Source organism: Rathayibacter sp. KR2-224 (assembly GCF_049446075.1).
GTDB lineage: Bacteria > Actinomycetota > Actinomycetes > Actinomycetales > Microbacteriaceae > Humibacter.
Map to the genome: position 1 here is coordinate 2177682 of NZ_JBMSEB010000001.1, position 19573 is coordinate 2197254.

Sequence of the window (19573 nt, forward strand, 5' to 3'; positions counted from 1 at the left end):
GCACCTCGGGCAGGCCGACGCAAGCAGCCGTTTTCAGGACATGGGCGCGCCCGTCGACACAGTGTGGTCGCCGCCCCGACTGTCCTGAATTGCGGTTGCCGGCCCTCCGGGCCACTTCGCGGATTGCGGGCACACCGGCGCGCTGAGCCCTCCACCGAGCAGGATTCGCCCGCCACAATCCACAGGGCTCACGATCCGCAGGGCGCACGATCCGCAGGGGCTCACGCCACGCGCAGCCTCCTGCGCGCCACTACGCCGCCGAGCACGAGGGCAAGACCCGCGACGCCCCACAGAAGGGCGATCACTCCCGCCTGAACGGCGAGGCCCACGTCGCCGGAGATAGCCGCGCGAAGCACGCCGAGCGCTGGCGAGGTCGGCAGCGCGGCGGCGATTCCGAGCATCGCAGGCGGCACGGAGGATGCAACGCCCACGGCGAGCGCGACCACCGCGATCAGCAGACCGATGGCGCGGCCGGCCGCGCCCAGCGCAGCAGCGAGTCCCTGGTTGACGACGGCGAAGACCGCCCCGAGCACGAGTGACGCGACGACATAACCGGCCCAGACCCCCGGCGCAAGGCCGAGGCCGATCAACACGACGGCCGAGAGCAGCGCCCCTTGACCGGCACCGAGCGCAGCGGTGACACCGGCCGTCTGGAGGGACAAGCGCAACGACGACGCGTTGGTCAGCAGCCGCGACTCCGGAACGGGCTTGCGCACCAAGGTGAGAACGAGCGCGCCGAGCCACAGTGCGAGCACCGTGAAGAGCGGCGCAGCCTGAACGCCGGACGGTGCCGACCGCGGATCGATCACCACGGGCTGCGATGCCGCCTCGGACAGCACCTGAATGTCGGAGTCGGAGTACGACGGAATCTTCGGTACGGCCTGGGCCAACCCGGTAGCGAGCTGGTCGGCGCCCGTGCTCTCCTGCTCTGCACCGCCCACGAGACTGGATGCGCCGCCGGCCAGGGACGACGCGCCTGAGGATGCCTGCCCGATTCCGTCAACGAGCTGCGGCATCCCTGCTGCGAGTTGATCGGCACCGGTCGCCACCTGGTCGGCACCGGATGCCAGCTGAGCGGCCGCCGACGCGGCTCCCTGCAGCTTGGTGAGCGCCGCCGTGACCTGATCGCAGAGCACGCCCGGGTGCTGGCAGATCTGCGTGACGACATCCGCCAGCGATGAGACGGCGTTGTCGAGCGCGCCGGAGAGGGCGTCGTTTCCCGAACTCACCTGGGCAGCACCCGCTGCGAGCTGCGCGGCCTGGCTCGGAAGGCTCGCCGAAGCCGAGGCGAGGGAATCGAGGCCGGACGCGAGCGAGTCGGCGCCCGACGAGACTTGCTGGGCTCCCGAAGACACGGAGTCCGCCCCGCTGGCCACCTGGTCGGCGCCCGTGGATGCCTGTGCGATCTGATCGTGCACCGAATTGAAGCCCTGGTACACGCCCTGCAGGTACTGGTCGATGATCTGCCGGTTCAGCTGGGCCGCCGCGTTCGCCGTGACCGCCTGCACGAGCGCCGGATCCAGTAGGGCAGCCGCCGGGCTCGTCTCGACCTGCACGAGAGTCTGTACAGCGCTCTGCGCGGTGCCCGACAAGGTTCCGATCGACGTGGAGAACGACGAAGGGATGGTCAACACGGCCGCGTAGTGCCCGTCTGCCAGTCCGTCGGCCGCATCCTGATCGTTCGTCAGCACCCAGTCGAAGTTGGAGCCCACGCGGGTCGGCTGCGTCGGAGTACTCGTCGATGGCGCGGTTCCGGCGATGAGGCCTGCCGCGAACTGGCGGCCGAGTGGACTGGTGGTGCCGTTGATGGTGATGGGCACGTCGTCGTTGACGATCGCAGCGCTGACTCTGTCGAGGTGCAGCGCGGGCGTCGCGAGCCCCCACATGAGCAGCAGTCCCATTACGAGAGGCAGCACGACCACCGCAACGAGCAAGGCGATGCCTGGCCGTTCGGAACCCGACCTCGCAGACAACGGATTCGAGGTCATGTCACTCAACTCCCGCCGCGATTGGTTCGATGGCCGGGGCGAGCACCTGGCCGCCGACTGCCACCTCGTATGTTTCGGCCGGTCCGACGATGTCCCACACATCCGCGTCCGGCGCGCAGGAGGCGACCAACGTGACGGTACGGCCGCGGACATCCGTGCCGCTACCAAGGCCGCCCGCAGCCTCGCGTCCGGCCGTGAGTTCGTCCGCGACCGCCGCACGCTCGTGCGCATCGCCCAGGGTGTCGAGGTCGCACAGGCCGATCACTTCGACACCGGAAGCGAGCGCCCTGCGCACATCGCGCGCCGGCGAGTCCGACCCGCCCGTGCGAATCAGGCAGGACAGCCTGCGAACCGCCGCCGTTCGCGTCGGCAGCACCAGCCCCGCGACCTTGAGCGTGCCGGATGCCAGGGGGTAGCGCCCGCAGACGGCCGCGACGAACGCGGCGCTCGCCTCTCGGTCGCTCGAGCGCACGAGCAGCACTCCGCCTCGAGGCACCAGCACGTCCACTCCTTCGACGAGATCCAGACCGCCCCGGGTGAGCGTCACCCCCTCTGCCGCGATCGCCATGGGCTCCCCCTCTGGCCAGCCTGCGAGTGAGAGCTCGAGCGCGATCCCCTCGCCTTCCGCGTCGAAGCGCGGCAGCACGCGCTCCACGCCGCGCGGCATCCACCACGCGTGCCTGCCGAACAGTGTGAGCACGGCGGGAATGAGCGTCATGCGCACGATGAACGCGTCGATGGCCACGCCGACGGCGAGCCCGAGAGCGATCGGCTGGATGGATGCGTCGCCCTCCGGCACGAAGGCCGCGAACACCGCGAACATGATGATCGCCGCGGCCGTGACCACGCGCGCCGAGCCGAGGAAACCCTCTCGGATCGCCTGGTGCGCATCGCCGTGGTGCACGTAGTCCTCGCGCATGCGGCTCACGAGGAAGACCTCGTAGTCCATGGCCAGGCCGAACAGGACTCCCATCAGGATGATGGGCATGAAGCTGATGACGGAGCCGAGGGATGCCACGCCGAGCGGCCCTGCGAGCATTCCGTTCTCGAAGACAAGGCTCGTGACCCCGAACGCCGCGCCGATGGAGAGGAGGTACCCGAGCGCCGCCGTGACGGGCACGACGACGGAGCGGAACACCATGGCCAGCAGCACGAGCGACAGCCCGACGACGAGGATTCCGAACGGCAGCAGGGCTTGCGCCAATCGCGCAGACACGTCGATGCCGGCCGCCGTGTAGCCGGTGACGGAGAGGTCGACCCCATACTCCTTCTGAAACTCGTCGTGCATGCCCCGAAGGCGGGCCACCAGGTTCTGGGTGGCTTCGGAATCCGGGGAACCGTTCGGAATGACCTGCACGATTCCGGTGTCTCCGGCCTGGTTCGGCGTCGACAGCGGAACGGCGACGACGCCCGGCACCTTCGCGATGCTCGCGCCGAGGTCGTTCATGAGGCCGACCGGATCCTTGCTCTGGATGATCGACCCCGTCACGATGAGCGGTCCGTTGTAGCCGGGCCCGAAATGCTCGGCGACGAGATCGTAGGTGACCCGCCCTGGCTCGCCGGCGGGCAGCGAGCCCGCGTCGGGAAGCGCCAGCCGTAGGTGCGCGGCCGGCACGCTGAGCGCTCCGAGCGCCGCGATGACGAGCACGACGGTCACGATCGGCCACTTGGTGGCGGCCCGCACCCAGCCGAAGAAGAAGCCGCGGTGATGGGGTGGAGCGGTCTGGTCTGGCGGCGGCGCGTCAGGCGGTGATGGATTCGGCTCGGGTGCTGCCTTGTCCGTATCGGATGGGGCGGCATCGTGGGGCGGCGCGTCCTCGTCGCTCGCGACGCCGACCGCTTGGTGTAGCGAGGCATCCGTCTCGACGGCACTCTCCTCCACGGCGGGGTGCTCGGCGCTCTTCGTCACGGCCGGGCGCACGGCACCTGGCCGGTACTTGCGCCGCACGATCCGCCAGCCGACGAAACCGAGCAGAGCCGGCGTCAGCGTCATCGACACGAGCACAGCCAGAGCGACCGCGCCGGCCGAGGCGACCCCCATGGTGGTCAGGAACGGTATGCCTGCGACGCTCAGGCCCAGCAGCGCGATCATCACGGTGACGGCGGCGAACACGACGGCCGAGCCGGCCGTGGCGATGGCGCGCGCCGCAGACTCCTCAGGGTCGATGCCGCTGCGCACCTGATCCTGATGTCGGGAGGTGATGAACAGGGCGTAGTCGATCCCCACCGCTAGTCCGAGCATGAGCGCGAGCAGCGGCGTCGTCGACGTGATCGTCGTCACCGACGTCATCGCCAGGATGATCGAGAGCGCGACTCCCACCCCGAGCAGGGCGGTGACGAGGGGCATCGCGGCAGCGAGCAGCGACACGAACGTGAAGGCGAGAACGACGAAAGCGACGGCGATTCCGAGCAGCTCCGTCACGCTGATACCAGCAGGGCTCTGCGCGAAGAGCTGTCCGCCCATCGATGTCTGAGAGCCCTTGGGCAACTGATTCTGCAGGTGGTGCGCCTCCGCCTGGAGGGCATCGGCTGTGGAGGGCAGCACCGCGCTCTGCGCGACGGCCAACTGCACGGGCACGATGACGGCGGAGGCATCCGAGCTGATGTTGGCGCTCGATGACGACGAGTACGGGGAGGTGGCAGAGGTGACCTGAGGGAGGCGCGAGAGCCGGGTCACGCTCTGCTCGACCGCCGACTGGAACGCGGGATCGCGCACGGTGTCACCCTTCGGTGCCGCGGCGATGAGCTGCGCAGACGCGCCGCTCACCTGAGGGAACGTACGCGCGAGCGCGTCGAGCGCCTGCTGCGATTCGGTGCCCGGGATGGCGTACGTGTTCTGCGTGCCGGTTCCCAGCAGCGCGGCGCCGGCGATGGCCAGTGCGATCAGCACCAGCCAGACCGACAGCACGAGCGCCCGGGCGCGAAACGCCCACCGTCCGACGCCGTAGAGAAAGGACGACATGTTTCGCCCCCTGCCAGCGACAGCGGGCCTGCGATACGGGGCCGACGGCCCGGGCCGGAGGCCCTTCGGCGCACCTTAGTCCGTTATGGCGCCCGCCGCTGGCCCCCGAATAGGCGGCCCGGTGTCACAGCAACCCGCGACTCGGGTACCTCGTGGTGGCGGTCGCGGCGTTCGCGAGCGACTCGGTTCCGGCATCCAGATAGCCGAACGTGGTCACGTGGTTGCTGAACTTCTTCGCCAGTTCACTCATGTCGGTGACGCGGGCGTACGCGGCCGAGGTGGGGTCGTTGTTCCAGTTCGAATGCTTGATGGGCTCGTGGTTCGTGACGGGCAGCTTTCCGCCAGAGCCCTCGACGTGCAGGATCGTGGCGCCGAACGACGGCGCTCGCGGATCCCTGCGCGTCAGTCGTCCCCACTGCGCCTGCGTATCGCCGGACGCCTCACCCGCATACACGTGCTCCGTGTGCAGGGAGCGGGCATTCCTGATGTTCTCCTCGATGCCGGCCGAACCGAGCATCACGAAGGCGAAGACGCCAAGGGGAGCGGATGCCAGCGCGTTCGCCGCCGTCGTGGTGCCGTATGAGTGCGCGATGACGCTGAGGTCGACGCCGATCGCGCCATCACGGCTCGCGGTGAAACCCCGCAGCGCCGCCACCAGTCGCGGAGCGCCCCTAGCGGCATACCCTCCCAGGGCGGCGTCGATGCCCGGAGGCGGCGTGACGTATCCGATCCAGGCCACCACCGACCGGCTCGCCGGCGCGCCGGCCTTGCCCTGTTCGTCGTACACGTTCTGGGCGGCCTGTGCCCACAGCTGCATGTCGTCCGAATACGTGCCCATGCCAGGCACATCGAACGTCATCTGCATGGCCGTGTCTGGGTTGCCGACCGCGACGGCGGCCAGCGGCCTAGGCGCGGGCGTGAGTTCGACGAGGTAGCGACGTGCGGAGAGGCCGCTGCGCAGCGACGCCTTGACGGCCTTGAGCGCGCGCAACCGGAACTGCGCAGTGGCATCCTGCGGCTTGGCGGCGACGCGTTTCACGGTGGATGCCATCGCGCGCTTCAGGTAGATGCGGTTCGCGCGGTCGCGGTCGGTGTAGTCGACGCCCTCGAGATTGCCGATCAGCTGCGGCGCGTTCCGTAGTGCCGCGTCGCGCTCTTTCTGCGTGGCGTGATTCCACAGGTCGTCCACGTAGCGGCTGTCGGAGTTCGCGAGGTCGACCGCGGTCGACGGATGCTTGAGCAGATACGCCTCCGCCTGTTTCGGCGGCATGCTCCACAGCTTCTGCAGCCCGTCGTCCACCAGCTGCTTGCCGGCCGGAGGCGCCATCAAGATGCCAGCGACCGCGACGGCGGCCATGACAACGAGACCGATCGCGCGGCCGATCATGTGCCGAGTCTAGATCCGGACAAAAAACCTTACAGTGTCAGATTTCTGCTGTACCATCGTCTCCACGAGAACGAAGGGGTGCCCGGATGAGCCTTGCCGACCATCCGCACCACCCCGCGCTACTCGGCGCCCGGTTCCGATCCACACTGCGCAGCCCCACCCGCCGTGCCAGGCAGGATGCGCTCGAGCAGCTTGAGCGATCGGCCGACGTCGACCGCGTCTGGTTCGAGCAGCCACTGCACCTGCAGGCCGTCGGAGGCGGCGATGACGAGCGCAGCGGCATCCGTCGCGTCGATGTCGGGTGCGATGCGGCCCTCCGCCTGTCCCCTTCGGATCAGTTCGCCGAGCACGCCGCGAAGCTTGTCGAAGCGCTCGCGAATGAAGGCCTCGGAGACCGGATGCCCGTGCTGCACCGCGTCGGTCGAGAGCGTCGCGTACAGGCGAACCAGCCCGGGTATCGAGCGGTTGCGATCGGCGCTCGCCGCAATCGCCTCTACGGCGCCGACCAACCCGCCGTCCCCAGGCGCCTGGTCTACGGTGCTCTCCTCATGCGCGCGGTAGACCTCGACCAGCAACTCGTCGCGGGATGCGAAGTAGTGCCGCAGCGTCGCATGCGAAACCCCGATCTCCTCGCCGAGGGTGCGCAGCGACGTGCCGTCAACACCGTGGTCGGCGAACGAGGCGATCGCACTCTCGATGATCTGCATGCGGCGAGCAACACCCTTGGGGTACGGGCGCCGCTCACGGGCATCCTTCGGCCCGCGGTCGTCGCTCATCCTGACATCGTAGGCCGCGGCATCCCGGCCGCCCGCCGTCTCCAGCCCGCTTGACTTCCAGCCACCACGAAAGGACTCGCGTGACCGACAACACCGCGCCATCGCAGCGCATCGACGGGCTCCTCGCCCGCATGACGACCAAGGAGAAGGTCGGACAGCTGATCCAGTACTTCTACTTCGTGCTCCCTGCGGGAGCCGGGGAGAACGTCGACCCGTTCATCTCTCGCCAGCCCCAGGCCGTCGAGGCAGCGCTCGCCGACGGCGCCGTCGGCTCGCTGCTGTTCGTCACCGATCCCGAGCAGACCAACCGACTGCAGAGGCTCGCGATCGAGGGCAATGCGCAGGGCATCCCCGTGCTCTTCGGGTTCGACGTGATCCACGGCCTGCGAACCATCTTCCCCGTCCCGATCGCGCTCGCGGCCACCTGGGATGCCGACACGATCGAACGTGCGCAGGCCGTTGCGGCGAAGGAGGCGCGCGCCGTGGGCATCCACTGGGCGTTCGCGCCCATGGTCGACATCGCACGCGACCCGCGGTGGGGACGCATCATCGAGGGCGCAGGCGAAGACCCGGTGCTCGGCTCCATGGTCGCCGCGGCGCAGGTGCGCGGGTTCCAGGGCGACGAGCTCGGCGCGCCCGAGCACATCGTCGCCGGCCCCAAGCACTTCGCCGGCTACGGCGCCGCGATCGGTGGACGCGACTACGACGAGGTCGACCTCTCCGACCAAGAGTTCTGGAACACCTATCTCCCGCCCTTCAAGGCCGCCATCGATGCAGGCGCCGGCAACATCATGTCGGCGTACATGGACCTCAACGGGGTTCCCGCCTCTGGCAACCACTGGCTGCTGACCGAGGTGCTGCGCGACGCACTCGGTTTCGAAGGATTCGTCGTCACCGACGCCAACGCCGCCAAAGACCTGCAGACGCATCACTTCGCCGCCGACCAGACGGATGCCGCCGTGCGCGCGCTGGGCGCGGGCGTCGACATGGAGATGGGCATCTTCCAGCCGGCGTTCGAACACCTCGTCGCAGCGGTCGACGACGGCCTCGTCGACGTGGAACGCATCGACCAGGCGGTGCGGCGCATCCTCGCGGTGAAGGAACGGCTCGGCCTGTTCGAGCAGCCGTACGTCGACGTGGCGGATGCCCGTCGCGTGCTCGCCGATCCGGCTCACCGTGACGAAGCCCAGCGTGCGGCCGAGCGCTCGGCGGTGCTGCTGCGCAACGAGGGAGGCATCCTCCCCCTGAACGCGGATGCCGTGAACAGCGTCGCCGTGATCGGCCCACTTGCCGCATCCAGGCGCGACACCATCGGCCCGTGGGTGTTCGACTTCGATCTCGATGAGACCGTGACGATTGTGGACGGCATCCGCGACCGGCTGGCGGGCACGGCATCCGTGACGTTCGAGCAGGGCGTCGCCGAGCCGAAGCGCGTGTTCCCCTCGATGTTCGAGATGTTCGGCGATGGCAGCCCATCGGCGCCCGCAGATTTCGATGCGGACGCCGCGTTCGAACGCGCCGTGCGAGCCGCCACGGATGCCGACGTGGCCGTCGTCGTGCTCGGCGAGCAGCAGGACATGATCGGTGAGAACGCGTCGCGCTCCGACCTCTCGCTGCCAGGCGAGCAGCAGCGCCTGCTGGAGGCCGTTGTTGCAACGGGCACGCCCGTGGTGCTCGTGCTGATGAACGGGCGTCCGCTCGACGTGCGGTGGGCGGCCGAGCACGTGCCGGGCATCCTCGACGTGTGGTACCCAGGTACACGCGGCGGCTCGGCGGTGGCGCGTCTGCTCTTCGGCGACGTATCGCCGGCGGGCAAGCTGCCCTTCACCTGGCCACGCTCGGTCGGGCAGGTGCCGATCCACCATGCGGTCACGCGTTCGCACGCCCCGCAAGACCAGGGCAAGCGCTACTGGGATGAGGAGAGCACGCCGCTGTTCCCGTTCGGCCATGGACTCTCGTACACATCGTTCAGGTACGGCGACGTGCGGGTGAGCTCCGAACGAGTTGCGCTCGACGGCACCGTGACAGTCTCGGTCGACGTGACCAACGACGGCGAGCGCGACGGAGCCGAGGTGGTGCAGCTGTATCTGCACCAGCGCTCGGGCACATCGTCTCGTCCGCTGCGTCAGCTCGCAACGTTCCAGCGGGTGGAGATCAGGGCGAGTGCCACCGAGACCGTCGCCTTCGAGGTGGGGCCTGAGCAGCGCCGCTACTGGAGCGCGGCGACCCGCGACTGGACGCTTGATGCCACCGACTTCGACGTCTGGGTCGGCGGTGACGCGAACGCCGAGGCGCACGCCGAGTTCACCGCGACAACGGATGCCTGACCCCGCAAACCGCCGCAACCTGCCAGGCTGAAGACCCGGGCTGCGACCAGTACGGGCCTTGCCAGCGGTACCGGCTTTGCGAGCGGTTCCGGCCTTTAGAGCAGGACCGGCCTTCCGACGACATTTCCGCAGACTTCCAGAAAAGGAGCACAACGTGTCCAACCCCTCCGTTCAGCTGTACTCGGTGCGCGACGCCATCGACGAGGACCTCGACGGTGCCGTCGCTCGCGTCGCCGAGATCGGCTTCCGCCAGGTCGAGCCATACGCGTTCCACCTGCGTACCGCCGACTACAAGCGAGCGTTCGCCGCGACGGGTGTGACCGCGCCGTCCGGCCACGCCCCCGTCATCGACTCCGATGAGCCGGCCGCCATCCTGGACGCCGCTGCCGAGCTCGGCATGACGACCGTGATCGACCCGTTCATCCCGACCGACAGGTGGCAGACATCCGATGACGTGCACCGCATCGCGGAGCGTGTCAACGAGCTGTCCGAGCTGGCGAAGGCGCGCGGCCTGGAGTTCGGCTACCACAACCACCAGTGGGAGTTCACGAACCGCGTCGAGGGCCGCGTGGCCTACGACCTGTTCGTCGAGCTCCTCGCACCGGATGTCGTTCTCGAGGTCGACACGTTCTGGGCGACCGTCGGCGGCGCAGACACGCCCGCCGTGCTGCGTTCGCTCGGCGACCGCGTGCGTGCGCTCCACATCAAGGACGGCCGCATCACCGGCGACATCGCAACGGTGCTGCCCAGCAGCGAGAGCGCGCTGGTCGTGCCCGAGGCGCTGAAGGCCGCCTTCGAGAACCAGACGCCGGCCGGACAGGGCGACATCGACGTGCTCGCCATCCTGCAGGCTTCACCCAACGCCCTGCGGGTCGTCGAGTTCGACGCCTACCGCGGCGACGTTTTCGAGGGGATCGCGGAGTCGCTCGCCTGGCTCGCCCAGAACGACGCCTGAGCGGCCTTCCCGAAACAGGCAGGAAGGCGCATACCGCTCGAGAACAGGCAGAATCGGCCTGGTCTCGAGCGGTATGCCTGTTTTCGGATGGGCTTCGGGGGCGAGGTTCGCGGCACGTCACCTCAGCGTTCACCTCGGCAGCTAGGGTGAGCGCATGACCGACGTGTCCGGTGCTCGCAGCGACGCGGCATCCTCTGTCGTGGCCCCCGACGGCGCTCCTATCGTGCCGACCAGCACGAGCTTTGGCCGCGTGCTCGCCTGGGGCGCCTGGGACTGGGGGTCGTCGGCCTTCAACGCAGTCGCAACCACATTCGTGTTCACCGTGTATCTCACGAGCAAGTCGTTCGGCGACACGAACGTACTCTCCGGCCAGCTCAGCACCGCCATCACCATCTCGGGGCTCGTCGTGCTCGTGCTCGCCCCGGTGCTCGGACAGCGGACAGACACCAGCGGACGCCGCAAGCTCTGGCTCGGCATCAACAGCGCCGTCGTCGCCGTGTGCCTCGCGCTCATGTTCTTCGTGCGGGCGCAGCCGTCGTTCGCACTGTTCGGCATGGCGCTCGTGGCCATCGGCACGATCTTCTTCGAGATCGCCGCCGTGAACTACAACGGGATGCTGCGCCAGGTCTCCACTCCGAAGAACATCGGCAAGGTGAGCGGCCTTGGCTGGGGCATGGGTTACGTCGGCGGCATCGTGCTGCTGCTCATCGTGTACTTCGGCTTCATCAAGCCGGACGTCGGTCTCTTCGGCGTCACGAGTGCCGGCGGTCTCGACGTTCGCGTCTCGATGCTCATCGCCGCACTGTGGTTCGCCGTGTTCGCCATCCCTGTGCTCATCGCCGTGCCGGAGAACCGGGCACTCGAACAGTTCGGCCGTCCGCGTGTTGGCTTCTTCCGCTCCTACGGCGTGCTCGGGCGCGACATCGGCCGGCTATGGAAGACGAACCGGCACACCCTCTACTTCCTGATCGCGAGCGCCATCTTCCGCGACGGTCTGACGGGTGTGTTCACGTTCGGTGGGATTCTCGCGGCCGGCACGTTCGGCTTCTCGGCAGGAGAAGTGATCATCTTCGCCATCGCGGCCAACGTGGTGGCGGGCGTATCGACCATCGCCATCGGCGCGCTCGACGACAAGCTCGGGCCGAAGCCTGTGATCGTGACCTCCCTCATTGGACTGGTCATCTGCGGCTCGCTCGTCTATGTGCTGCACGATGGCGGCCAGATCGTGTTCTGGACGCTCGGCCTCGCACTCTGCCTGTTCGTCGGGCCGGCGCAGTCCGCGAGCCGGACGTTCCTCGGACGCCTCATCCCGCCGGGTCGCGAGGGCGAGATCTATGGCCTGTACGCGACGACGGGACGTGCGGCCACGTTCCTCGCCCCCGCGATGTTCACGCTGTTCGTCGTGATCGGCGGCAAGCAGTGCTGGGGCATCCTCGGCATCGTCATCGTGCTGGCGCTCGGGCTCGCGCTGCTGCTGCCGGTCAGGTCGAGACAGGACCAGCTGAGCTGACGCGTGCTTCGCGCCGCCCTTGCCAGCGGCAGTCAGCCCACCGGCATCCAGGCGCCGCCGGCGCGCAGCGAGTCGCGAGCGGCAAGCGCAGTGCGCACGGCGAGCACGGCATCCTCGACGGGCGCGATGGGCGATGGGCGCCCGGATGCCACACACTCCAGAAAGTGCGCAGCCTGCCTCGCGTACGGGTCGGCGAAGGACGAGACCTTCTCACTGAGGATGCCTCGCGTCGCCGCTTCGCTGTCGGTGCCGCGCAGCGTGAACTCGTCCACCGGCCGGTCGCCACCGATGTGCCTGGTAGCCACCATCCCGGCATCGCCGGTGACCTGGAGAGCGGTCGCGAACGACGTGGACGCGGGCATCCGAGCATGGCTCAGCACCTGAGCGAGGCCACCGTTCTCGTAGCGCACGGTCGTCTCGATGGGGCCGAGCCCCTGAGCGCCGAGCGCCGAAGCTCCGAGACCCGACGCGTGCTCTTCAGCGGAGACGTAGGCATCCGCTGCGACCGCCCGCACCCCGATCGGATGTCCGAGCAGCAGGTTCGCCTGGTCGAGGTCGTGGATGCCGAGGTCGACGGCCGGCCCTCCCGACTGCTCCTCGTCGAACCACCACTGCGTGCCTGGCGGCGCGATCATCCGCTCGGCGCGCACGTGCAACGGATGCCCCACCCGTCCCGCCGCGACCACCTCGCGCACGCGCAGATACGCGTCGAAGAACCGCACGACGTGCGCCACCATCAGCACGCGCCCGCTTGCCTGCGCTGCCCGCGCGATGGCATCCGCATCGTCCACCGAGAGCGCCATGGGCTTCTCCAGCAGCACGTGCTTTCCAGCTCGCAAGGATGCCTCCGCGAACGCCCTGTGCGTCGGCGTGGGCGTGCAGATGGTCACGATCTGCACCGACGGATCGGCCAGCGCGACATCGAGGTCGGTGACCGTGCGCGCATCAGGTGCGTCCTGCAGCGTGGCGTCTGGAGTGCGGCCGACGAGGTACGAGACCTCGGCGCCCACCTGCCGCCATGCAGAGGTGTGCGCCGCACCGATGGTTCCCGGGCCGATGATCGCGATGGTCATGCTGGAATCCTCGCAGCCACAGCCGCGGGTTGACCACGGCGCCCCACCGCTGGTTGAGAACGCTGCCCCACCGCGGCTTGAGAGGGGCCACGGCGGCGGTGCTACTCAACCAGGGGCGTCACTCTCAGTCCAGGCGCTCGCCTTCGAGGTGCTCCACAAGCCGCCAGGTGGCACCCTCGTCGTCACTCACCCAGCCCTCGAACGTGTAGCTGTGCTCGGACACCCCGTTGAAGTTCCACCGGATCGGACGCTCATCGTTCTGCGTCCCGTCCTGTCGGATTCCGTCGCGCCAGCCTTGCGCAACGAGGTTCGCGTACTGGTTGTTCGCCGGGGAGAAGTAGCTGACCCGCACGATTCCCGCGGCTGGGTCGTACACGCGCACGGCGACCGCGATCGTCTGCTGCTGGTCGCCCGACCCGATGACCTCGAGGTCTTCGATGGCGCGGCCGTCCACGACCCACGACACGAGCCAGGTGAAGTCGCGGTCCTCCCACTCGCCGGTCTCCTGGTCGAGCCGTCGTCCGCGCACGCGCCACGCGCCCACGAGCTGCCCGAACCGCGTCATGCGCTTTGGATGCTCGGGGGAGGGGCCCGAACTGATCAAGGCATCCGCGAACGTGCGGTCTGCTGCGGCGCTGCGTTCCTCGTCCATCAGCTCGCCTTCCTCCTGCGCTTGGCGCGTGTGCTGTTGTGGATGCCGGATCTCCCGAACGCGGCCTACCTGATCGAAGGTGCCTGGGCATCCTCCACGGACTCGCCCTCGGGCGCGCCGCTGACGTCGGTCCGGTGGAAGTTCAGGTACGAACGGGATGCCGTGGGCCCGCGCTGGCCCTGGTATCTGGAACTGTATGCGGCGGAGCCGTATGGCTTCTCCGCGGGCGACGACAACTCGAAGAAGCACATCTGACCGATCTTCATGCCGGGCCAGAGCTTGATCGGCAGGGTTGCGACGTTACTGAGCTCGAGCGTCACGTGACCGGTGAAGCCGGGGTCGATGAATCCCGCCGTAGAGTGCGTGAGCAGGCCGAGACGTCCGAGTGAGCTCTTGCCCTCGAGGCGGGCCGCAATGCCGTCCGGCAGCGTGACGCGCTCGTAGGTGGAGCCCAGTGCGAACTCGCCGGGGTGCAGGATGAATGGCTGGTCGCCGTCCACCTCGACGAGATGTGTGAGCTCCGGTTGATCTTGTGCCGGATCGATGAACGCGTACTTGTGGTTGTCGAACAGCCGGAAGAACCTGTCGAGGCGCACGTCGATGCTCGACGGCTGGATCATCGCCGGATCGTAAGGCTCCAACGCGATGCGCCCGGCGTCCAGTTCGGCCCTGATGTCGCGGTCGGAGAGCAGCACGTGGCCAGACTATCCGGTTGCCATCGTCGTGCTGCCGGCGGCGCTCGAGGCACCGCGGCGGCGCGATTCGATTCTCTAGAAGATAGTTTCGACACAGCGGCGCACCGCTAGCTGAATGAGTAGCGGGCCTGGCAGACCCATTGTTTCCTTCTCGGTCGATTCTGGTACTGCAACTACGGCCATAACAACCTCTCCGTGCTTCTTGAACTCGCTTCGGTCGCGGTCTATAATAGAAGATATGTTCGACTCTAACGCTCTCGCGGCCCGTTCTGCAACCCTGCAGCGCGCCGCGGAACGTGACGTCAGGAACACCCATCAACATCCCGCGGCCCCGTCCGGCCCGACATCCCGGTCCGTGCCCGTGGCCCAGTCCGACCCGACATCCGGGTCCGTCTCGGCGGCCGAGTCCGTCCCCGCAGCATCGGATGCACCCGCCGCCGACACTTGGGACGCCGCAACCTGGGACGTCACGACCTGGGACACCAACGCCTGGGACATCGATACCTGCGACGCCGAAGCGTATGCGCCGGCGAGCCCACGCTCGATCACGGCCCAGGAGCTGATCGACCTCGTTTTCGACGACGCAGTCGCGAATCAGACGCTTGCGAATCAGACCATTGCCCATCAGATCTTCGCCGTGCACGAAGCGTTCGAGATCGCCAGGCAGTATCCGCGTCTCTACGTTCCTGTCGGTGCCCCCGCCGGCTCTCCCGACGTGGACGAGATCGACTTCGCGGTCCGCTCCGTTGCCTTCGACCTGGCACAGCGTCTGGCGGTCAGTGAGAACGTGGTTCGCGATTACGACCGTCAAGCCGCAGTTCTCGCCACTCGGCTGCCGAAGCTGCGTGAACTGTTCCTGTCTGGGCGCATCTCGCAGCAGCACGTGCGGGCGGCGGTGGATTGTGCTGAGTTCCTGCCCGACGAGGCCACGACGGTCGAGTACGACGAGCGGATCGCGAAGATCGCCGAGGGCCTGCGTTGCGGCGAGTTCGCCCGCCGGTGCCGGCTGCTGCGCGACCGCATGTGCGCCGACACGATGCAGGAACGCCACGACCGGGCGCGCGACCAGCGCCGAGTCTCGGTCGAGACGGCCGACGATGGCATGGCGTGGCTCAACGCTTATCTCCCGGTGATGGATGCCGCCGGCATCGAAGCCCGACTGCAGGCCGCGGCACGCGCACAACGACTTCACCCGGGCGAGCATCGCACCCTTGCTCAGCTTCGCGCCGACGCACTCGTCGGGCTCCTGCTCGGGGACGCCGCGGATGCCGCCCACTCGGCAGCTGGGTCGGACGCGGCTCCGCGCATCCCGGCTCTCGGAAGCGCCGGGATCACCGTGCAGCCGTTCCTCCTGATCGACGCCGATGGCAGGTTCGCCGAGCTGCTCGGGTACGGCCCGGTCGACCCCCGCTCGGCCGCGATGGCGCTCCGCGACGCACCATCGTTCCGTCGGGTGTTCGCCGACCCTGTGGATCCCGCGAAGCTCACGCTCGACCGGAGACGGTACCGACCGTCGCCCGACCAGCTTCGGTGGCTCAAGATCCGCTACGGGCTCGACGACTCCGCAGCACCGTTCCTGTGTCCAGGGGCAGAGATCGACCATGTGATCGAGTTTCAGCACGGCGGCGACACCGATGTCGACAACCTCGTGCCCCTCAAGCCGCGGTTGCACCGGCTGAAATCGGTCACGCGTATCCGTCTCGATCCGAAGCCCGATGGCGGCATCCGCGTGCGCACCCCGACCGGGTACGACTCCGATCCGCCGCCGTTCTAGTCGGGCTTCGGCGTGCCACGCCGACGTGGCCGGCGCAGATTCCGCCCTCAGGATGCCGTCGGTTACCATGGTGCATGCCGCCACCGGCGGTCGCGCGGATGTAGTTCAATGGCAGAACCTCAGCTTCCCAAGCTGATAGCGCGGGTTCGATTCCCGTCATCCGCTCCAATGGATCTGGCGCTGCCCGTAAGGGTGGCGCCAGATCCATTTTCGGCAGTTGGGTCGGGAATCGATCAGCAGGCGAAGCCTGCGGCCGCCAGACGCCCGCCGCGCCCCGAGCGCTACCGCTTCGCCTTCCGCGCACCTCGCCGGGGCCCGCGCTCCCGGGGCACCCCGAGCATGCGGTCGAACACTGCCGAAAGCGGCCCCGTGAGCCCGAGCAGAAACAGCGTGAAGTACGACAGCACGGGCACGGCGATCGAGAGCCCGAGGGCGACCAGGAACAACGTTGTCATCGCGAGGTACACAGCCATGCCACGCAGCAACGAGTAGGGCTCGGCCTGGTGGAGCTCCGGATGCCTGTTCAGGAACAGCTCCTGGAAGAACGCCAGCAGGCTGGTCAGCGCCATGGTGCCCATGTACGACGCCTTCACGACTGGGTCGTCGCTATCCATGATGTTCGTCATCGCCGTGGCCACCGGCAGCCACACGATCGTGAGCAACCAGGCCATGTTGAGCCACAGCAGCGGCACGCTGACCTGCACAACCCGGGCGAACATGCGGTGGTGGTTGATCCAGAACATCGCGATGATGACGAAGCTGATCAGAAAGCTCAGCAGCAGGAGCCAGTTCTCGGAGAACCAGGTGGACGCGGGCACCTGCCGGGAGACCCGCGCGAGACCCGTGATGGCATCCAGTAGCGGCAGGATCAACAGCGTCATCGCTATCGCGACCACCGCGTCGATGAAGGCCTTCGCGCGGTCCGCGCTGAAGAACGCCTCGACCTCGACAGAACCGTCAGTTCGCCGTTCGCTCACCCGACGATGGTATGGGTTGGCTGAGCAGTGGCTCCATTAGGCTCGCGTCGTGGGGGCGCTGGCGCCGCCACGGCGTGAACAGGGGAGACGATGACCGACACGGCCGGCGCGACCATCGGCCTCACCTCGGCCGAGGTCGCCGAGCGGGTGACGGACGGGCGCACGAACGCGTATACGGATGCCACCAGCCGCTCCGCGTGGAGCATCATCCGCTCCAACGTGTTCACACTGTTCAACGGCATCATCGTCGCCTGCTTCGCGGTGCTCCTCGCGCTCGGTCGCTGGCAGGATGCATTGTTCGGCCTGAGCGCGATCGCCAACACGATCATCGGTTCCGTCCAGGAGTTCCGGGCCAAAGCGGCCCTCGACAAGCTCGCCCTGATGCATGCACCGCACGCTCGCGTGCTCCGAGACGGCGACGTGCGCGAGGTGACGGTCGCCGACGTGGTGATGGACGACATCCTCGTGCTGCGCGCAGGCGACCAGATCGCGGCAGACGGCGTGGTGCTGCAGTCATCCCGGCTTCAAGTGGACGAGTCGATGCTGACCGGCGAATCAGATGCCGTCGACAAGCAGCCAGACGACGAGGTGCTCAGCGGCTCGATCGTCGTCGGCGGTGAGGGTACCGTTAGCGTCACCCGAGTGGGCGCAGACTCCTTCGCCAACAAGCTGGCCAGCGAGGCGAAGCGGTTCTCGCTCGTGTCGAGCGAACTGCGCCGCTCGGTGAACAAGGTTCTGAAGTTCCAGGCGTGGATCATCGGCCCGATCGCGCTGCTCGTGCTCAACGCGCAGATGTTCGCGTTCGGCGGCTGGCCAGAAGCCATCGCGAGCGGGCAGTGGCGGCAGGCGGCGGTGAACGCTATCGCCTCCGTCATCGCCATGATCCCGCTCGGTCTCGTGCTCATGACGAGCATCGCGTTCGCTGTCGGAGCCGTGAAGCTCGCGTCCCGCCAGGTGCTCGTGCAGGAGCTGGCTGCTGTGGAGGGACTGGCCCGGGTCGACGTGATCTGCCTCGACAAGACGGGCACGCTCACCGAAGGCGAGATCGTGTTCGACGACGCGCATCAGCTCGGCGAATCCGCACCGGCCGGCTGGCAGGAGGTGCTCGCCTGGTACGGAGCCGAGCCCGAGGCGAACGCGACCGCGCGATGCCTGACCGCCGCCTACCCCGCAACCAGAACGCTCGAGCCGGACGCCCGCATCCCCTTCTCCTCCGCGCGCAAGTGGAGCGCGGTGTCGTTCTCCTCGCACGCCCACGGCACCTGGGTACTCGGCGGCCCCGAGATGGTGTTCGAAGGCGGGGCGCACGCAAGCCTGCATGAGCGCTCTGCCGGGCTCGCGGCATCCGGGCGCCGAACACTCGTGCTCGGTCACGCGCCCGAGGTGCTCACGGCGGAGCAGCTCGATGAGGAAGCCCTTCCCGGAGCGCTTTCCCCGATAGCGCTGCTCACGTTCCGGGAGAGCGTGCGGTCGGACGCCCTCGAAACGCTCGGGTACTTCGCTTCCCAGGGCGTCGACGTCAAGATCATCTCCGGCGACAACCCGCAGACCGTCGCGGCCATCGCGCGTGAGGTCGGGCTGGATGCCCCGAGCGGCTTCGACGCCCGCGAGCTGCCTGAGGAGCAGGATGCCCTCGCTGCCGCTCTCGAGCAGCACACCGTATTCGGGCGCGTCAGCCCGACCCAGAAGAAGGGCATCGTCAAGGCGCTGCAGGCGGCGGGCCATACCGTGGCCATGACCGGAGACGGCGTCAACGACGCCTTGGCCATCAAGGAGGCCGACATCGGCATCGCGATGGAATCCGGCTCGGCCGCCACAAAGGCGGTCGCCCGCATCGTGCTGCTCGACGGCAAGTTCGAACACCTTCCCGGTGTCGTGGCCGAGGGGCGGCAGGTGATCGCCAACATCGAACGCGTTTCGATGCTGTTCCTCACGAAGACCTCGTACGCCACGGTGCTCGCCGTCGTGTTCGGCCTCTCGGTGATGCAGTTCCCGTTCCTGCCTCGCCAGCTCTCCGTCATCGACGGGCTCACGATCGGTCTCCCCGCGTTCTTCCTCGCCCTCATGCCCAATGTGCGGCGCTACATCCCGGGCTTCCTGCGCCGATCGCTGAGCTTCGCCATTCCGGCCGGTGTGATCGTCGGCCTCGTCCTGTGGTGGTACTCCTGGGCAGCGCGCGGGGCCGGCATCGAGCAGGACGAGCTGCGCACCGGAGCCACGCTCATCCTCACGATCGTCGGCCTATGGGTGCTCGTCGTGCTCTCCCGGCCCATCGACGGCTGGAAGATCGTCATCATCGGGGCCATGATGGTCGGCCTGATCCTGGTGTACGCGGTGCCGATCGCGCGCACCTTCCTCGGGCTCGTGGATCCGTCGCTCTTCGACACGCTTCTCGTGATCGGTCTGTCGATCGTCTCGATAGCAGGCATCGAAGCCGTGCGGTTCATCCATCGCCGGTACGTGCGCCGGCACGGTGGCAGCGGCGACTACTGAGACC

General features: G+C 68.1%; 13 protein-coding genes and 1 tRNA gene. 6 read left to right on the top strand and 8 right to left on the bottom strand.

From position 1 onward, the window contains the following. Positions 1-221 precede the first annotated feature (221 nt). From ACO2Q7_RS09945 to ACO2Q7_RS09960, 4 genes are all read right to left on the bottom strand, one after another. Positions 222-1988, bottom strand: a complete 1767-nt coding sequence (locus ACO2Q7_RS09945; protein WP_423355453.1) for a YhgE/Pip domain-containing protein — start codon at positions 1986-1988, stop codon at positions 222-224. A 1-nt stretch (position 1989) separates the two neighbouring features. Continuing rightward, the gene (locus ACO2Q7_RS09950; RefSeq protein ID WP_423355454.1) at positions 1990-4950 is read right to left on the bottom strand and encodes an MMPL family transporter; all 2961 of its coding nucleotides are present in this window, start codon (positions 4948-4950) and stop codon (positions 1990-1992) included. Between the two features lie 124 nt (positions 4951-5074). Beyond that, positions 5075-6337 carry an alpha/beta hydrolase gene (locus ACO2Q7_RS09955; protein WP_423355455.1) on the bottom strand — a complete coding sequence of 421 codons (1263 nt, stop codon included), beginning with the start codon at positions 6335-6337 and terminating at the stop codon, positions 5075-5077. A 119-nt stretch (positions 6338-6456) separates the two neighbouring features. Then, complete coding sequence (locus ACO2Q7_RS09960) at positions 6457-7113, bottom strand: TetR/AcrR family transcriptional regulator (protein ID WP_423355456.1); 657 nt, start codon at positions 7111-7113, stop codon at positions 6457-6459. 80 nt (positions 7114-7193) lie between these two features. On the opposite strand from ACO2Q7_RS09960, the gene ACO2Q7_RS09965 reads away from it, so the two are divergent. From ACO2Q7_RS09965 to ACO2Q7_RS09975, 3 genes are all read left to right on the top strand, one after another. Continuing rightward, complete coding sequence (locus ACO2Q7_RS09965) at positions 7194-9440, top strand: glycoside hydrolase family 3 N-terminal domain-containing protein (RefSeq protein WP_423355457.1); 2247 nt, start codon at positions 7194-7196, stop codon at positions 9438-9440. A 154-nt stretch (positions 9441-9594) separates the two neighbouring features. Beyond that, on the top strand, positions 9595-10395 hold the full coding sequence (locus ACO2Q7_RS09970) for a sugar phosphate isomerase/epimerase family protein (RefSeq protein WP_423355458.1): 801 nt from the start codon (positions 9595-9597) through the stop codon (positions 10393-10395). Between the two features lie 154 nt (positions 10396-10549). Further along, positions 10550-11905 (top strand): MFS transporter, encoded by a 1356-nt coding sequence (locus ACO2Q7_RS09975; RefSeq protein ID WP_423355459.1) that lies wholly within the window; start codon positions 10550-10552, stop codon positions 11903-11905. Positions 11906-11937: 32 nt separating this feature from the next. Here ACO2Q7_RS09975 and ACO2Q7_RS09980 read toward each other — a convergent pair whose 3' ends face one another. From ACO2Q7_RS09980 to dcd, 3 genes are all read right to left on the bottom strand, one after another. After that, positions 11938-12978 (bottom strand): Gfo/Idh/MocA family protein, encoded by a 1041-nt coding sequence (locus ACO2Q7_RS09980; protein WP_423355460.1) that lies wholly within the window; start codon positions 12976-12978, stop codon positions 11938-11940. Between the two features lie 124 nt (positions 12979-13102). Then, positions 13103-13630 carry a hypothetical protein gene (locus ACO2Q7_RS09985; protein WP_423355461.1) on the bottom strand — a complete coding sequence of 176 codons (528 nt, stop codon included), beginning with the start codon at positions 13628-13630 and terminating at the stop codon, positions 13103-13105. Positions 13631-13695: 65 nt separating this feature from the next. Further along, positions 13696-14325 carry a dCTP deaminase gene (gene dcd / locus ACO2Q7_RS09990; protein WP_423355462.1) on the bottom strand — a complete coding sequence of 210 codons (630 nt, stop codon included), beginning with the start codon at positions 14323-14325 and terminating at the stop codon, positions 13696-13698. A 238-nt stretch (positions 14326-14563) separates the two neighbouring features. Between dcd and ACO2Q7_RS09995 the strand changes: the two genes are divergently transcribed. Together ACO2Q7_RS09995 and ACO2Q7_RS10000 are read left to right on the top strand one after the other, a co-directional pair. After that, complete coding sequence (locus ACO2Q7_RS09995; RefSeq protein ID WP_423355463.1) at positions 14564-16099, top strand: DUF222 domain-containing protein; 1536 nt, start codon at positions 14564-14566, stop codon at positions 16097-16099. A 94-nt stretch (positions 16100-16193) separates the two neighbouring features. After that, positions 16194-16267: transfer RNA gene (locus ACO2Q7_RS10000), tRNA-Gly, on the top strand. A 113-nt stretch (positions 16268-16380) separates the two neighbouring features. Here the strand turns inward: ACO2Q7_RS10000 and ACO2Q7_RS10005 are convergent. Further along, complete coding sequence (locus ACO2Q7_RS10005) at positions 16381-17076, bottom strand: TMEM175 family protein (RefSeq protein WP_423355464.1); 696 nt, start codon at positions 17074-17076, stop codon at positions 16381-16383. Between the two features lie 90 nt (positions 17077-17166). Here ACO2Q7_RS10005 and ACO2Q7_RS10010 point away from each other — a divergent pair, with 90 nt between their 5' ends. Further along, positions 17167-19569 (top strand): cation-translocating P-type ATPase, encoded by a 2403-nt coding sequence (locus tag ACO2Q7_RS10010; RefSeq protein ID WP_423355465.1) that lies wholly within the window; start codon positions 17167-17169, stop codon positions 19567-19569. The last annotated feature ends 4 nt before the right edge of the window (positions 19570-19573 follow it).

What these genes read in the sequence shown, in the direction of transcription:
- ACO2Q7_RS09975 (WP_423355459.1), top strand. Translation starts at nt 10,550, where the DNA reads ATGACCGACGTGTCCGGTGCTCGCAGCGACGCGGCATCCTCTGTCGTG.
- ACO2Q7_RS09945 (WP_423355453.1), bottom strand. Translation starts at nt 1,988, where the DNA reads ATGACCTCGAATCCGTTGTCTGCGAGGTCGGGTTCCGAACGGCCAGGC.
- ACO2Q7_RS09980 (WP_423355460.1), bottom strand. Translation starts at nt 12,978, where the DNA reads ATGACCATCGCGATCATCGGCCCGGGAACCATCGGTGCGGCGCACACC.
- ACO2Q7_RS09985 (WP_423355461.1), bottom strand. Translation starts at nt 13,630, where the DNA reads ATGGACGAGGAACGCAGCGCCGCAGCAGACCGCACGTTCGCGGATGCC.
- ACO2Q7_RS09960 (WP_423355456.1), bottom strand. Translation starts at nt 7,113, where the DNA reads ATGAGCGACGACCGCGGGCCGAAGGATGCCCGTGAGCGGCGCCCGTAC.
- ACO2Q7_RS09950 (WP_423355454.1), bottom strand. Translation starts at nt 4,950, where the DNA reads ATGTCGTCCTTTCTCTACGGCGTCGGACGGTGGGCGTTTCGCGCCCGG.
- ACO2Q7_RS09955 (WP_423355455.1), bottom strand. Translation starts at nt 6,337, where the DNA reads ATGATCGGCCGCGCGATCGGTCTCGTTGTCATGGCCGCCGTCGCGGTC.
- ACO2Q7_RS09995 (WP_423355463.1), top strand. Translation starts at nt 14,564, where the DNA reads ATGTTCGACTCTAACGCTCTCGCGGCCCGTTCTGCAACCCTGCAGCGC.
- ACO2Q7_RS10010 (WP_423355465.1), top strand. Translation starts at nt 17,167, where the DNA reads ATGACCGACACGGCCGGCGCGACCATCGGCCTCACCTCGGCCGAGGTC.